Annotated in this window: 14 protein-coding genes; 8 read left to right on the forward strand and 6 right to left on the reverse strand. The window is 64.6% G+C overall.

Features of this window, described 5'->3' with window-relative positions; translation table 11 throughout:
• Positions 1 to 32: 32 nt before the first annotated feature.
• Both ACQPXG_RS05100 and ACQPXG_RS05105 read right to left on the reverse strand, forming a co-directional pair.
• On the reverse strand, positions 33 to 371 hold the full coding sequence (locus ACQPXG_RS05100) for a hypothetical protein (RefSeq protein ID WP_433466449.1): 339 nt from the start codon (positions 369 to 371) through the stop codon (positions 33 to 35).
• A gap of 86 nt (positions 372 to 457) precedes the next feature.
• Positions 458 to 1258 (reverse strand): helix-turn-helix domain-containing protein, encoded by an 801-nt coding sequence (locus ACQPXG_RS05105; protein ID WP_433469898.1) that lies wholly within the window; start codon positions 1256 to 1258, stop codon positions 458 to 460.
• Between the two features lie 262 nt (positions 1259 to 1520).
• Between ACQPXG_RS05105 and ACQPXG_RS05110 the strand changes: the two genes are divergently transcribed.
• From ACQPXG_RS05110 to ACQPXG_RS05120, 3 genes are read left to right on the forward strand one after another with little or no spacing between them, the layout of a single operon-like run.
• On the forward strand, positions 1521 to 2183 hold the full coding sequence (locus tag ACQPXG_RS05110) for a DUF4097 family beta strand repeat-containing protein (protein WP_433466450.1): 663 nt from the start codon (positions 1521 to 1523) through the stop codon (positions 2181 to 2183).
• A gap of 56 nt (positions 2184 to 2239) precedes the next feature.
• Positions 2240 to 3268, forward strand: coding sequence for an ATP-binding cassette domain-containing protein (locus ACQPXG_RS05115; RefSeq protein WP_433466451.1), 1029 nt, complete (start codon positions 2240 to 2242; stop codon positions 3266 to 3268).
• The gene (locus ACQPXG_RS05120) at positions 3268 to 4047 is read left to right on the forward strand and encodes an ABC transporter permease (protein WP_433466452.1); all 780 of its coding nucleotides are present in this window, start codon (positions 3268 to 3270) and stop codon (positions 4045 to 4047) included. The genes ACQPXG_RS05115 and ACQPXG_RS05120 overlap by 1 nt, the downstream gene beginning before the upstream one ends.
• Positions 4048 to 4453: 406 nt before the next feature.
• On the opposite strand, the gene ACQPXG_RS05125 is transcribed toward ACQPXG_RS05120, so the two are convergent.
• Complete coding sequence (locus ACQPXG_RS05125; RefSeq protein WP_433466453.1) at positions 4454 to 5050, reverse strand: TetR/AcrR family transcriptional regulator; 597 nt, start codon at positions 5048 to 5050, stop codon at positions 4454 to 4456.
• A 113-nt stretch (positions 5051 to 5163) separates the two neighbouring features.
• Here ACQPXG_RS05125 and ACQPXG_RS05130 point away from each other — a divergent pair, with 113 nt between their 5' ends.
• Positions 5164 to 5805 carry a DsbA family oxidoreductase gene (locus tag ACQPXG_RS05130; RefSeq protein WP_433466454.1) on the forward strand — a complete coding sequence of 214 codons (642 nt, stop codon included), beginning with the start codon at positions 5164 to 5166 and terminating at the stop codon, positions 5803 to 5805.
• 492 nt (positions 5806 to 6297) lie between these two features.
• Here ACQPXG_RS05130 and ACQPXG_RS05135 read toward each other — a convergent pair whose 3' ends face one another.
• Positions 6298 to 6954, reverse strand: coding sequence for a hypothetical protein (locus ACQPXG_RS05135; RefSeq protein WP_433466455.1), 657 nt, complete (start codon positions 6952 to 6954; stop codon positions 6298 to 6300).
• Positions 6955 to 7227: 273 nt separating this feature from the next.
• Between ACQPXG_RS05135 and ACQPXG_RS05140 the strand changes: the two genes are divergently transcribed.
• Both ACQPXG_RS05140 and ACQPXG_RS05145 read left to right on the forward strand, forming a co-directional pair.
• Positions 7228 to 7593: a hypothetical protein gene (locus ACQPXG_RS05140; protein WP_433466456.1), complete on the forward strand. Its 366-nt coding sequence runs from the start codon at positions 7228 to 7230 to the stop codon at positions 7591 to 7593.
• Positions 7590 to 7874, forward strand: a complete 285-nt coding sequence (locus tag ACQPXG_RS05145) for a helix-turn-helix domain-containing protein (RefSeq protein ID WP_433469899.1) — start codon at positions 7590 to 7592, stop codon at positions 7872 to 7874. The genes ACQPXG_RS05140 and ACQPXG_RS05145 overlap by 4 nt, the downstream gene beginning before the upstream one ends.
• 355 nt (positions 7875 to 8229) lie before the next feature.
• Here the strand turns inward: ACQPXG_RS05145 and ACQPXG_RS05150 are convergent, their stop codons facing one another.
• Positions 8230 to 10089 carry a DUF262 domain-containing protein gene (locus ACQPXG_RS05150; RefSeq protein WP_433466457.1) on the reverse strand — a complete coding sequence of 620 codons (1860 nt, stop codon included), beginning with the start codon at positions 10087 to 10089 and terminating at the stop codon, positions 8230 to 8232.
• A 428-nt stretch (positions 10090 to 10517) separates the two neighbouring features.
• Here ACQPXG_RS05150 and ACQPXG_RS05155 point away from each other — a divergent pair, with 428 nt between their 5' ends.
• The gene (locus ACQPXG_RS05155; protein ID WP_433469900.1) at positions 10518 to 11744 is read left to right on the forward strand and encodes an IS4 family transposase; all 1227 of its coding nucleotides are present in this window, start codon (positions 10518 to 10520) and stop codon (positions 11742 to 11744) included.
• Between the two features lie 74 nt (positions 11745 to 11818).
• Here the strand turns inward: ACQPXG_RS05155 and ACQPXG_RS05160 are convergent, their stop codons facing one another.
• Positions 11819 to 12313 carry a restriction endonuclease gene (locus tag ACQPXG_RS05160; protein WP_433466458.1) on the reverse strand — a complete coding sequence of 165 codons (495 nt, stop codon included), beginning with the start codon at positions 12311 to 12313 and terminating at the stop codon, positions 11819 to 11821.
• Between the two features lie 98 nt (positions 12314 to 12411).
• On the opposite strand from ACQPXG_RS05160, the gene ACQPXG_RS05165 reads away from it, so the two are divergent.
• Positions 12412 to 13182 carry a transposase family protein gene (locus ACQPXG_RS05165; RefSeq protein ID WP_433462399.1) on the forward strand — a complete coding sequence of 257 codons (771 nt, stop codon included), beginning with the start codon at positions 12412 to 12414 and terminating at the stop codon, positions 13180 to 13182.
• Positions 13183 to 13514 lie beyond the last annotated feature (332 nt).

The raw sequence follows: 13514 nt of genomic DNA on the forward strand, positions 1-13514 counted from the left end.
CGGTGGGACCGCGTCGACGTCTTCGTTCCCGGTTACATCACTGTCGGCTGCCTGATCGAGGTTCCTTCGATGTCGAACTTGACCTTGTCGTGGTCGGCGGACGTCACTTTGATCGTGACATGGCCGAGGTGGATGCTCTGCCCGACGCCGATCGCCGTCGGTGCGGAACCGTCGGCGGCCACCGTCATCCCCTGGCTTGAGATCTGCGAGACCGTGACGGTGGTGCCGCCCACCTCCAGTTTCTGGCCGGCGCCGGAAACGGTCACATGGCACCGGTGGTGGTGGCAGGTGTAGGAGGAGTACTGGCAGCCGCCGAGCAGTAGTGCTCCACCGAACGCGAGGACGGTCAGGACAGGGACGGAGCGGTGCATGGCCAGTCTCCCGCGCTCAGCCGAAGAGGGGGTTGAAGGGTACACATCCGGCTTCGTCCCATGGCTGTGACCATCGAGACGACTGTCTATCCGCGATCTGAACTTGGCTCGGCCGTGTCGCCTGAGGTCGTGTTGCCCGTCGTCGCGTCGGCTGAGGTCGTGTCGGCTGAGGTCGTGTCGGTGGTGGTGTAGAGGACCTCGCGGGCCTGTTCGGCGGCGCGGATGATGCTTTCGCCGACGAAGTCGAGGAAGCGGGCGGCGTTCTCCAGGCGGGTGGCTGCCGGGGTGCCGGCGCCCAGAACGGCGACGCCTTGGCGCGCGGTCTCGACGAACTGGTCGTTGTCGCGGGCGCTGCGGATCATCGACTGGTACCACAGGTCGTCGTCGACGACATAGCGGTCGCGGCGGCGTGCGTCGCTTTCCCGGCGGACCAGTTCCATGCTCTCCAGGAAGGTGATCGCTTTGGAGATGGACGCCGGGCTGACTTGGAGTCGTTGGGCGAGCTCGGAGGCGGTGAGGCTGCCGCTGTCGGTGGTGTAAAGGCAGGCCAGCACCCGGGACATCATCTTGGGCAGGCCCGAGGTCATCATGACGGTGGTGAGGGTCTCTTCGTACTCCTGTACGGCCTGGGCGTCGCGTCCGTAGGGCTGCGCCGCCGCCTGTGATCCCCTGGGGGTGGGCTGCCTGCGCCGTTGGGTGCGCTGCTGTGTGGCGCGGTGGGCCAGTTCTGCGCGGTAGCCGGTGGGGCCGCCGTTGCGCATCACCTCACGCGTGATCGTGGAGGTCGGACGGTCGAGACGTCGGGCGATCTCGGCGTAGGCCAGGCCGTCGGCCAGCCCGGCCGCGATCTGCTGGCGCTCCTGCTGGGTGAGCCTGCCTCCCGGCATCACGACCCCTTTCCTGCCCCACGGGTGCCGCCGTAGGTGCTGCTCGGTGTTGCTCGACACCTCGACCATAGCGTTCACCTTCAACACATTGCAACGGAAGATGCTCTCATTGTTGCGTTAAACGACAGACCGTTGCAATGATTATAGTGCTTCTACCTGCATAGATAGCGGTCTAGGGCAAAGATCTTGTTGTGTGAAACTGGAAAGCAACGTAGCTTTTCCAGTGTTCGAAACAACGAGCCGCAAGCACAAGGAGCACACGATGAACACCTTCGCCACCCCCGCCCCGATCACCGCGACCTTCGCCCTGCCCGCCGGCCGGATCCAGGTCATCGCCGCCGACCGCACCGACACCGCGGTCGAGGTCCGGCCCGCCAACCCCGCCAAGAGCCGCGACGTGAAGGCCGCCGAGCAGACCACCGTCGACTACGGCGACGGGGTGCTGCGGGTGGTGGCCGCGGCGGGCAACCAGATCCTCGGCCCGTCCGGCAGCGTGGAGGTGACGGTCAAGCTGCCCGCCGGTTCCCGGGTCGAGGCCCAGGCGACCGCCACCGAACTGCGGGCCGTCGGGCGCCTGGGTGACGTCGCGTTCGACGGCGCCTACCGCCAGATCAAGATCGACGAGGCCGAGAGCGTCCATCTCACCGCGACCGACGGTGACGTCGAGGTCGGACGGCTGCGCGGCCCCGCCCAGATCAGCACCGCACGGGGCGACATCACCATCGCCGAGGCCATGGGCGGCCAGGTCGTGCTGAACACCCAGTCCGGCGACATCACCATCTCCGCCGCCACCGGAGTTTCATCCTCGCTGGATGCCGGCACCTCCTACGGCCGCATCACCAACAGCTTGAAGAACGACGGCGCCGCCGAACTGGACATCCGCGCCACCACCTCCCAGGGCGACATCACCGCCCGCAGCCTCTGACCAGCAGGCCCCGACCCCCAGCCCCCCGACCCCCAGCCCCCCGAGGAGCATCCATCATGACGAACCTGGCCATCGCAGCGAACGGGCTGCGCAAGACCTACCCCGACAAGAAAGGCGAGAAGGTCGTGCTCGACGGTGTCGACCTGGCCGTCCCCGAAGGCTCCGTCTTCTCCCTGCTCGGCCCCAACGGCGCCGGCAAGACCACCACCGTGCAGATCCTGTCCACCCTGATCCGCGCCGACGGCGGCACCGTCCAGGTCGCCGGGTTCGATCTGGACCGGCAGGCCGACGACGTGCGTGGCGCGATCGGGGTGACCGGGCAGTACTCGGCGGTCGACAAGCTGCTCACCGGCCAGGAGAACCTGCTGCTGATGGCCGACCTGCACCACCTGTCGCGTAAGGACGGCAGGAGCAAGGCCGCCGAACTGCTGGAGCGGTTCGACCTGGTGGAGGCGGCCGGCAAGCCCGCCTCCACCTACTCCGGCGGCATGCAGCGCCGTCTGGACCTGGCGATGACCCTGGTCGGCGACCCCCGCCTGATCTTCCTGGACGAGCCCACCACCGGCCTGGACCCGCGCAGCCGCCGCGCCATGTACCAGATCATCCGCGACCTGGTCACCGCCGGCGTCACCATCTTCCTGACCACCCAGTACCTGGAAGAAGCCGACGAACTCGCCGACCAGATCGCCCTGCTGGACCACGGACGCCTGATCGCCCAAGGCACCTCCGAAGAACTCAAACGCCTCATCCCCGGCGGCCACGTCTCCCTGCGGTTCACCGACGACGACTCACTCAAGACCGCCCTCGACACGCTCGGCCAGGGCTTCCTGGACCCGGCCGACGACGACCGGCTCACCCTGCAGGTCCCCTCCGACGTCGGTGTCGCCTCACTACGCCAACTGCTCACCCGGCTGGACACCGCCGGCATCGAACCGGCCGACCTCAGCATCCACACCCCCGACCTCGACGACGTCTTCCTCACCCTCACCGGCCAGAACACCGGCCAGAACACCGGCCAGCACACCGGCCAGCACACCGGCCAGCACACCGGCCAGAACACCGACCAGAACGCCGAGGCCCTCTGATGAGCACTCTCACCCTCTCTCTGGCCGTGCGCGACTCCTCCACCATGGTCCGCCGCCAGCTCAAACGCCTGATCCGCTACCCCTCCATGACCATCCAGCTGGTCATCACCCCCGTCATCCTGCTACTGCTGTTCGTCTACGTCTTCGGCGGCACCCTCGGCGCCGGCATCGGCGGCGGCCGCGACACCTACGTCAACTACGTCCTGCCCGGCATCCTGCTCATGGCCGTGGCCACCGCCGCCACCGGAACCGCCGTCATGGTCGCCACCGACATGACCGAAGGCATCATCGCCCGCTTCCGCACCATGCGGATCTCCCGCGCCTCGGTCCTGACCGGCCACGTCGTCGGCGCCGTCATCCAGCAACTGCTCGGCATCGCCGCCCTGCTCGGCGTCGCCCTGGCCATCGACTTCAACCCCAACGCCACCCCCGTCGAATGGCTCGCCGCCGCCGGCCTGCTCACCCTGTTCGCCCTGGCCATCACCTGGCTCGCGGTCGCCCTCGGCCTCAAAGCCCAGACCCCCGAGTCCGCCAGCAACGCACCCATGCCCCTGATCCTGCTGCCCTTCCTGGGCAGCGGCTTCGTCCCCACCGACTCCATGCCCACCCTCCTGCGCTGGTTCGCCGAATACCAGCCCTTCACCCCCATCATGGAAACCATCCGCGGACTCCTGCTCGGCACCCCCATCGGCAACAACGCCGCAATCGCCACCGCATGGTGCACCGGCATCGCCGCCCTCTCCTACCTGTGGGCCAAGCACACCTTCAACAAAGCCTGACCATGAACCCGCCGAACAGGGCCGTCAGACCAACAGGTCTGACGGCCCTGAACCTTTTCCGCCCATCGCACCGAAGAGGGACAGAATCGCGGTCCGGCCGCCGAGTACCGCACGCACAAGAAGTATTCGCCCGTTAGCGGGTCCAGAATGTAGTCATTTCTGGACGGCAGGAGTTCTGATGACCGCCAAGTCTGCGAGCCGCCCAGTGACCCGCGCAAGAAGGCTGATCTCTCCAATCGGCACGGCGGGGGCCACCGTGCCCCGGGTGCCACCGCCGCCGCGGCCAAGGCCGCCGCACGTGCCGTAATCGCCGAAGCCTTCCAGGCCGACAGATGGTCGGCTGCCGACGCTAGCCGGGCCGCCTCCAGCTATCAGGTCCGAGTGGTCGCCGGCCCTGCCCCCTACGTCAGGTGGGTGTGCCGGCCGACGGGGCGAGGCCGGTGAATGCGAGGTCGACGATGGCGTTGATGTGGTCGGTGTCGGCTATGCGCGGGGTGAGCAGTCGGCGGTAATAGGCGGCGCCATAGAGCAGTTCGGTGACGAGGACCGGGTCGGCGTCGGAGCGGACCTGGCCTTCGCGCTGCGCTGTGCGGATGCGTTCGGCGGCGGCGCCCGCCAGGTGTCCGATGAAGTTGTCCCACAGGGCCCGGTGGAGGTCGGGGTCGTGTTGGGCTTCGCCGATCAGTGCGCGGTAATGCGGAAAGACGTGCGGGTCGCCGAGGATGCGAGAAGCTGCAGCCATCTGTGTCTTGATATCGGCGATGAAGTCACCGGTATCGGGGAAGGTCGCGTCCATCTTCCATGTGGACAGTAGGCCGTCCAGAAGCACGGCGGCCTTGGACGGCCACCATCGGTAGATCGTGTTCTTACCGACGCCGGCGCGGGCGGCGATGCCCTCGATGCTGAGTTTGCTGTACCCGACCTCCTGGCACAGGTCCATGGCGGCCTTGATGACGGCGTTGGCGGCCTCTTCACTTCGGCGCTCAGGACGTCTGGGTGACATGCGGACAGCATAACCCTCAGACGGCACGGAACGTTCCGTATTGACGCGAGCTGCGACGGCGGGCATGCTGAGGCGGCACGGAACGATCCGTGCCGCCAGTTAAGGACGAACCCATGAAAGTTGAGTTCACCCACGACATCGCCTGCCTGTGGTCGGCGCTCGGCTACGCCCGCTTCCAGCGGGCCGCCGAGGAGCACCGGGCAGGTGGCGGCGAACTGGAAGTCATCTTCAGGCCGTACCGGACCGCGGTCTCGTCAGCGGGAACGCCGCCGAGCCGCGACCGTCTCCAGCCCGGCCCCGCCGCGCTGGCCGCGCAGATCGCACGGGCAGCGGCGGCCGATGGCCTGGTGGTGAACCTCGATCGGATCGTGCCCGCCCACACCGCCCACGCCCACCGGCTCATCGCGCTGGCGGCCGCGCACGGCACCGCCGAGGCGATGACCGCCCGCCTGTACCGCGCGTACTTCACAGACGGTCTGGATATTGCTGACGCGACCGTGCTGCGGGGCCTGGCGTCCGCGACCGGCGCCCGGTGGAACAGCGAGAAGGGGGGCGAGAGGCCCCGCGCCGAACGTCCGCGGTCCGCTGGCACGTCCGGCCCGCGAGTCCCGGTCTTCCGGTTTCCGGACGGGACCGTCCTCGTTGGAGCCGTGTCCCTCGCCGCGCTGCGGAGTGAGCTGAGGCGGGCAGACCCGACGCGCCGACGCGGTCGGCCATCGCCCGACAGCGCGCCAACCGCAGAATCCGTGCTCTGACCGACGCCACGCACCGAGGGGAGAGGACGGCCGTGGCCGCCGAAGAGGATGGTGTCGAGCAGAAGACTCGCTCGCCGGCAGCGGTCTCGGCGGTCCCGGCTCTGAGGTACCGCGCGGAGATGTCCAGAGATGAGCGAGCGATGCTTGGACCTGGGCGGTTCGTCGCCGCCATGCCGGAGACGGGTAGCGAAGATGTGGCGCAGCCCGTGCGGCCGCAGGCCGGCGATACCCGCGGCCTTGCCGACGGCAGGACGGCCTGTGTGGTGCCGGAGACACAGGCAGAGGGACGGTACGGACCTCGTCGCCCTTGCCGTGCAGACGCACGGTGCCGGTACGGACGGTGATGGCGACGTCCTCCAGCTCCAGGCGGGCGCATTTCCACCCGGACCCCAGGGCGTCCAGCGGCACCGCGATGATCGCCGCGTCGCGAACACCGCGGCGGGCGGCCGTGCGCTCGACGGCGCCCCGCTGGGCGACGGTGAGGGTGTCGGGCTAGGGGACACGGGCGCGCTTCCGAGCCAGGACGCACGATGCGCTTGATGCGACGCGCAACCTTCTTGGGAGGGAGAGCCCATAGCCGACTAACGGGCCTTCTCCGACAAGAGGAGCCGTGGGGCTGGTCGGGGGGTTCTGTGGCGCTATCGGACCGTGACGCGTGCCGCCGCTACGCGGGGCTCGGCTGAGCCGCCGGCCAGAGAAGCCGGGCCTCGGACGCCGTGGCGGCGAGTCGCGCGCCGTCCAGCCGCATCCGGTCTCGGGCAGCCCGGCGACCGGCCATTCCACCACGAAGTCGAAGGGCTCGGGCGGCAGCGGCCACGGCCAGAGGTCCATGGTGGATTCGAGGGTGTCCTCCGAGCCGCTGCCGCCTCCGCCGCCCGCCGAGGTGCGGACGGGCCCGGACGGCTCGGCGTCGGAGACGACGGGGTCGTCGGCGACCGTGGCGGCCTTGGCGCCGTCCGGGAACCGGACCCCGTACCGGCAGACGGTGTCGGGAAGGCCGCTTGCGTCATGGCCGCGCCTGCGGTGGGGCAAGTGGCCGAAGACGGCGCTCTCCAAGTCCCACCAGATCTCGTCGGGCAGATCCCCACGGCGGGCGGCGATCGCCACGTGGAGCAGCAGACCGGCCGGGTACGCCGTTGCGTGCGGCATCCGAAGCTGCGGTGCACTGCTGCTGATGGGGTGCCTCTAAGGGACGTGTCAGCTCAAAGACCGTCGCAACCGCCGCCGGCTTCGGAGGCCACCGTGGAGTCGGCAACCCCGATTCTGGCCGCAGACCCGTGTCACAGCCGGGTCACAGCTTTTGGCACTGTGCTGTGACTCCTCAGTCGCTACAAAGTCTGCAGCGAATGATCACCACGGAAGGAGAAGGCCGTGGCTGGGAAACCTCGGACTGATGACGGAGGAACGGACCGGCGTTCACTGTTGCGGGGCGCTGCCGTGGTGGCCGGTGCCACCGCGGTCACGCCGCTGCTGGGCGAGGTGGCCACGGCACGAACCGGCAGAGGTGCACAGCTCGGCCCGATCCCGCCGGACATCCGTCCCGGCGGCGCCTACGACCGGTACATCGCGAAGCTGGCCGCCGAGGACAAGTTCTCCGGAGTGGTGCTGCTGTCGCACCGGGGCCGGACGGTGCTGTCGCGCAGCTACGGCTGCGGGTCGGGCTTCGGCAGGTGGAGAAATGGCGGCGGACCTGGCGCGAGGGCGGGGCCGAGGCGCTGCGGTCCAGGGGCTCGCACCGGCGGCCGCGGCTGGACGATGCGGCCTTCGCGCGGTTGGCGGCCTAGCTGAACCACGGGCCGGCTGCGCACGGCGATGCCGATGATCAGCGGTGGACGCTGGGCCGGGTGGCCGGGCTGATCCGCCGGCTGTTCGGGATCGACTACACCCTGCCGGGGGTGTCGCTGCTGCTGCGCCGCAACGGGTGGTCGGTGCAGGCCCCCGGACGCCGCGCCATCGAACGCGACGATCATGCCGTGCAGGTCTGGAAAGAGCAGGCGTGGCCGCAAGTAGAATCACTGCGGCGGACCTGGGCGCCTGGGTCACGTCCAGCGGAGTGGTGTAAGAGTTGATCTCCGCGTGATCCTGTTTCTACAGGTTAGGCGGTGAGCTCTCGGTTGTCGATCTCGGGGTCGGGTGTGGTGCCGTCGACCACGCGCGGTCGGGCTTTGGCCAGGAATTCCAGGCCCGTGTAGCGGCGGACCTCGGTCCATCGGCCGGGAGTGTCCAATTAACGGCGGATCTGATGATCAAGGAGAACGCCACTAGTGCGGACGGGGTTGTGAAAGAGTAACCGTCCTACAGGGGCCTCTTGACTCAGGAACCACGCTGCGACTGATCATACCTCGATCAGAGTGCCAAAAATGCTGCTGCAAAAGGATCGTTTAAGGAATGAAGCAATAACCAGGGAAGGCCGGATGAGCCGAATCAGCCGTTGCCCTTCGCAACGGCGAGGAGGTCGTCGGGGTTCCAGACCTTCTTAGCGATCTCGCGGTACAGGTTGCCTCGCTCGATGACGTCGGCAACCTTGAACTCCTCGTATGGCCTGAACGGTAGTCCACTGGACTTGATAAAAGAGACGAAGCCGGGGTTCTTTTGGTAGCTCAGCTCATTGAGGCTGGCTGCGAGGATGTTCTGCCCGTAGTAGTGGGGCAGCTTCTGCTCATAAGGGTCGTCACGGTAGCTCGCATTAAACTGCTTGGGGAGCAACAGTAGGTCTCCGATGCGATTTCGGTGGCGAGCAAAGTCGGCCTCGTGTGTAAACTCATTAGTATGGCGCTCGTAGCGGTCGGCCCAGATATGTTCGACCTCGTGCTTCACCTTCGTGCCGTTGGTCAGTTCGATGTATAGGGACGCCTGGCCAGAATTGACGGCAATGTAGTCGGTGATTCGTGCGAGAATCTTGTGGAGCTGACCGCGATTTTGCTGGTGAACATATAGGTCGTCGTTACTGTCGAAAGTCTCGTCGATCTTGTGCAGGTAGTCGCGAAGCGTCTTCGCCAACTCGTCGACGCTCAAGCTACGGATGTCGCGCATGACATTAAACATGGCGTACTGCATCGTCGAGTAGGCAGTGGCGCGAAAGTTCCAGATGCGCCAGGCGAGTAGAATGTCGGTAAACCTGCCGACGATCTCCAGCTTCTGTTCGATGGTCTGCTGGCTGTCTTCGACTCGCAATGGTGCAAGCAGCAGTTGGTCCTGCAGTGTGAATCCCAGGTCAGCGTTGTAGCGGATGTACCGTCGTGGGCTGTCGGGGTGAAGGGTGCCTGACAACGCTTCAAGGATCCGCTCATACTGGTGGCTGTAGAAGTCGAAGTCCCGGGTAACGAAACGGTAGAAGTCTGTGCGGGAATTCAAACCGATTTTCTCGTGAGCGCCGCGCAGCCAACGATGGAACTCGGTGCCGATGCGATCCCAATCCTCCGGACGTGCGCCCTTCCTGCGCTCACGGATCTTGGTGGAGTACTGACTGCGCAGCCACGTCTTGAGGAAGTCCGAGCCGGCGTCCTCGGTACGCTCATTCAGGGCCCGGAGCCGCTTGCGCCAAAGGTCGTTGGCCTTGGTGCGCGGCTCACCGTCCTCCATGTTGGCCAGCAGATAGCCTTTGAGCATGTCGGATGGGGCGAGCTTGAGGCCACGGTCGTTCATCGTTTCGAAGATCGCGTAGGCGTCCTCATCGGTGTAGGCAGTGATCTGAACGAGTTGAACCCGATCCTTGAGCCAGTCGATGAAGAACGGCAGCGCGCGGCTTTTCAGCTCTTCAGGAAAGAGTCCGTCCAACTCGGTGTACCGTCCCACCAAAGTGTGGACCGACTCCGGCGCGTCTAGTGGAGGTTCGTATTCGCCGTGCTCGAAAAGCGACTCCATGCAGTCCTTGCGGTCAGGAACGTCGAGGTTGAAGGATTTCTCGCCGAACTTCTCAGAGAAGATCAACTGGTCGATGTCGACCACGTCCCCACGGTTTTGCTGCAGCCGTCGCAGATAAGTGAGCAGGAGTGTCAAGCTGGTCAGGCGCTGTTGGCCATCGACGATGAAAGGCTGGCTGCCCTTTTGGGAGACGATGATCGATCCAAGGTAGTAGCCGCGGTATTTTGCGACGTCCCTGCGTGCATGGTCAGGCTCGTAGAGTTCGAGGAACTTCGTGGTGAGATCGGCCACGAGTTCGGCCATCTGCTTGGACTCCCACTTGTACTCCCGCTGGTAATAATCGATGGAGTATTTCTTCTTCTCCAGTACCTCGGCGATCGTCTTAGCGACGCCGTCGATGCTGCGGTCGATGTCACTCACTCGATTCCTCCAGCGATCTCAACCTGTGAGGTAGATGATTCGGGCTTCCAACTCAGCACCTGACCAGATGTGCCGGCTCGAATGTGGCCTTACTCGTCGAACCGACTAGGTGCCGCATGTGTGCTAGTACATCGCCTCGCAGCCCTCTAATAGGCGTAGCGAACTAGGGATACATCTTCGTTCTCCATAAACTCCCTGTAATGCTCGGTCGCTCCGCGTCGACGTTGGCTGGGGTACTGGTATGGAGATTCTCTCATCGCGCAATGCCGTTTAGCTGAGCGTTGTGGTATTCATCTATCCACATTTCCACAGGGGTGGCACCGCATGTCTGTGGATAACTGGGAACCCGTTGAATCAAGTACACTGGAGGACTATCTTGTCTCCGCGTGACTGATGATTCCGGCAACACGGTTTTTCCGCGTTCCTCCATGGTTGATCATATCGGGATCGGCGTTTTGACGCGTCTGGTGTCGCGCGAACTGGTAGATGAGGTCGTTGCTGACCTGGGCCGCAAAGAACAGCGGAGCGGTAAGCTTCCTGCTCGCGTGATGGTCTATTTCGTGATGGCCATGGCGCTGTTCTACGGTGAGGCTTACGAAGAAGTCATGCGGAAGCTCGTCGATGGACTACGCTTTATGGGGACGTGGCGCCAAGGATGGGGCATGCCGACCCCGGGAGCATTGTGCCAGGCCAGGCAGCGCCTTGGTGCCGAGGTGATGCGCGAGCTCTACGAGCGTGTGGCTGTTCCGTGCGCGATGAAGTCGACGAAGGGCGCTTGGACCGGCGGCCGCAGGCTGATGTCGTTGGATGGATTCGGGATGGACGTTCCGGACAGTCCAGAGAATGCTGAATATTTCGGCTATGCAGGGAAGAAAGAACGATGTTCCCTGCCTTTCGTTCGGCTCGCCGGCCTGGCCGAATGCGGAACCCATGCCCTCGTCGCGGCCGAGATCGGACGCAAGGGCGAGGGCGAGGAGACGCTGGCCAGCCGCATTCTGAAGTCAGGAGCGATCGAGCCGGGCATGCTCGTCATGGTCGACTCTGGCCTTTACAGTTATAATCATCTCCGCATGGTAATAGACGCGGGAGCCGAGGCACTCTTCCGCGTTGGGGCGAATGTCGGGCTTCCCCTCCTAAAATGGCTTCCAGACGGCTCATACCTATCCTATGTGGCCGACTCCGCCGAGAAGGCGCGCGCATCAGTCAAAATCCGCGCCGGCAAGATTCAGATCACCGATCTGCCGGGATTCTACGTGCGAGTCGTTGAATACGAGGTGCCCGACCGAGGCGACGATGACGGCGAGCTGATAACACTGATCAGCAATATCATTGACCCGGATGACCTCAACGCGGTCGACCTCGCCATTTCTTATCACGAGCGGTGGGAGGTCGAGCTGGTCATAGGAGAGATCAAAACACATCAGCGGGGCAGTACCGTTGTCCTGCGGTCGCGAAAGCCGGAGCTCGTAGAGCAGGAGATTTGGGGGCTACTGCTAACACATTATGGGATACGCCACCTCATGCGCGAGGCCGCTGACCAAGCAGATCTTGATCCCGACAGGCTCTCATTCATCCGCTCCCTCCGCGTGGTCCGCCGCCAGGTCTCCGGCCAGGCGGCTTTTTCCCCCTCACCGGCTGGCAGAGAACCTCGCTGAAGCAGTTGAAGAGATCCTCGAACGCCCCAATCCCGAACGACGTCAACGCTCCTGCCCGCGCGCCCTAAAGAGAGTCAGACACAATTCATACCGAGCGAAGCGTCCAACTGACAAGAACGAATCCCACAGCTCACCACCCACGATCCATCTAATGCATCCGGCAGCTTAGCTAAACGGCATTGTCTCATCGCGTCATACGTTGCATCCTCTGGTGCGTAGACCGCACTTGGAGGCACAAATTCATCAATCTCTTTCTCTGGCTCACCGAGAATTACTAGCCCGACTTTTGGGTGACTTGCAGCGTCTGCTCGAGCAATTGCAGGTTCGGTAAACCCGGTGAAGGAAAACAGAATCCCCAGATCTGCTCTGACGTCCAAGAGTTTTCCTATGAATTCGTCTATAACTCCGATTCCAACCGGGGTCTTTCGTCGCTTGCATTCAACAACGATGAGGATCTCGCTGCCCGCTAGCTTGCCTGTTGCGCGAACATCAATCTGACGCACCTTGCCACTCAACTGGCCATGGACGCGCTGAACGTTTTCCACCAGCGACCAGGGACGGGTGATCACAGCATGATCGCGGGCGGTGTGGCGGGCCCTGAAACATGAAGAAGCCCTGGTAGGACGGGTGATCTCTCACAACCCTCCGCCCCAACCAGAGGCTTCACATGCTTTTCTATCGTTCTTCGCTGCCGTTGTCGCGTCAGACGCTGCAGTACGTGGCCGGGGTCGTCGGCCGGCACCGCAAGCAGGTCGGCAGCAAGGGCCGGGCACTGCCGGCGGGCATGCAGGCGCTGATGACCTTGGCCTACTTGAAGAACGGGGAGACGTTCGCGCAGCTCGGCGCCGGGTTCGGGGTCGGAACCACCACCGCCTGGCGGTACGTCAACGAGACGGTCACGCTGCTGTCGGCCCGATCCCCCAAACTCAGCCGGGCGCTGGCCAAAGCGAAGAAGGACGGCCTGCTCTACCTGGTCATGGACGGCACGCTGATCCCGATTGACCGAGTGAAGGCCGACCGGCCGTTCTACTCGGGCAAACACAAGAAGCACGGCGTGAACCTGCAGGTGCTCGCGTCACCGGACGGGACCATCGTGTGGGTGTCGGGGCCGTTGCCCGGCTCAGTGCACGACCTGAAGGCCGCCCGGATCTGGGGCCTGGTCCGCGAACTGGCCGCCGCTGGGATCCTGGTGCTGGCCGACAAGGGCTACGTCGGCGCCGGCCCGCACGTCAAGACGCCCTACAAGGGCAAGGACAAGCCCGAGTCCTGCAAGGACGCCAACCGCTCCCACGCCAAGCTCCGCGGCCCCGGTGAACGCGCCAACGCCCAGCTCAAGCACTGGAAGATCCTGACCAAGCTACGTTGCTGCCCCCACCGGGCCGGTCATCTGGCCAAGGCCATCCACGTCCTCCAGAACCGCGAGCCCAACGCACGTTGAAAACGGTTCGCTGATTGTGTTCTACCTTGGCCGCAGGATCGCCATCTTTGACTAGCTGGTAGATCTCCTTCTCATAACGGAGCCATCGAGGATCTGGCGACTTCTTTGAGGTGGGCTTGGTGGGGTTGCTTGTGGCGCTCGGCTTCCGAAGCATTTCATAGGACGTCACCCGACCATTTAACCAGCATGTGGTGTGTGATGAAGCACTGTTGGCAGGAGTGTAAGTTCTAGATCGCTGACCAGTTGGATTGCTTCTGGCGGCGGTTGATCGCGTCAACTCTGCCCCGCCACAGCACGGGCATCCAGCTTGGACCCGGAACCGGGAACCTGGC

Source organism: Spirillospora sp. CA-128828, assembly GCF_050945415.1.
Classification (GTDB): domain Bacteria; phylum Actinomycetota; class Actinomycetes; order Streptosporangiales; family Streptosporangiaceae; genus Spirillospora.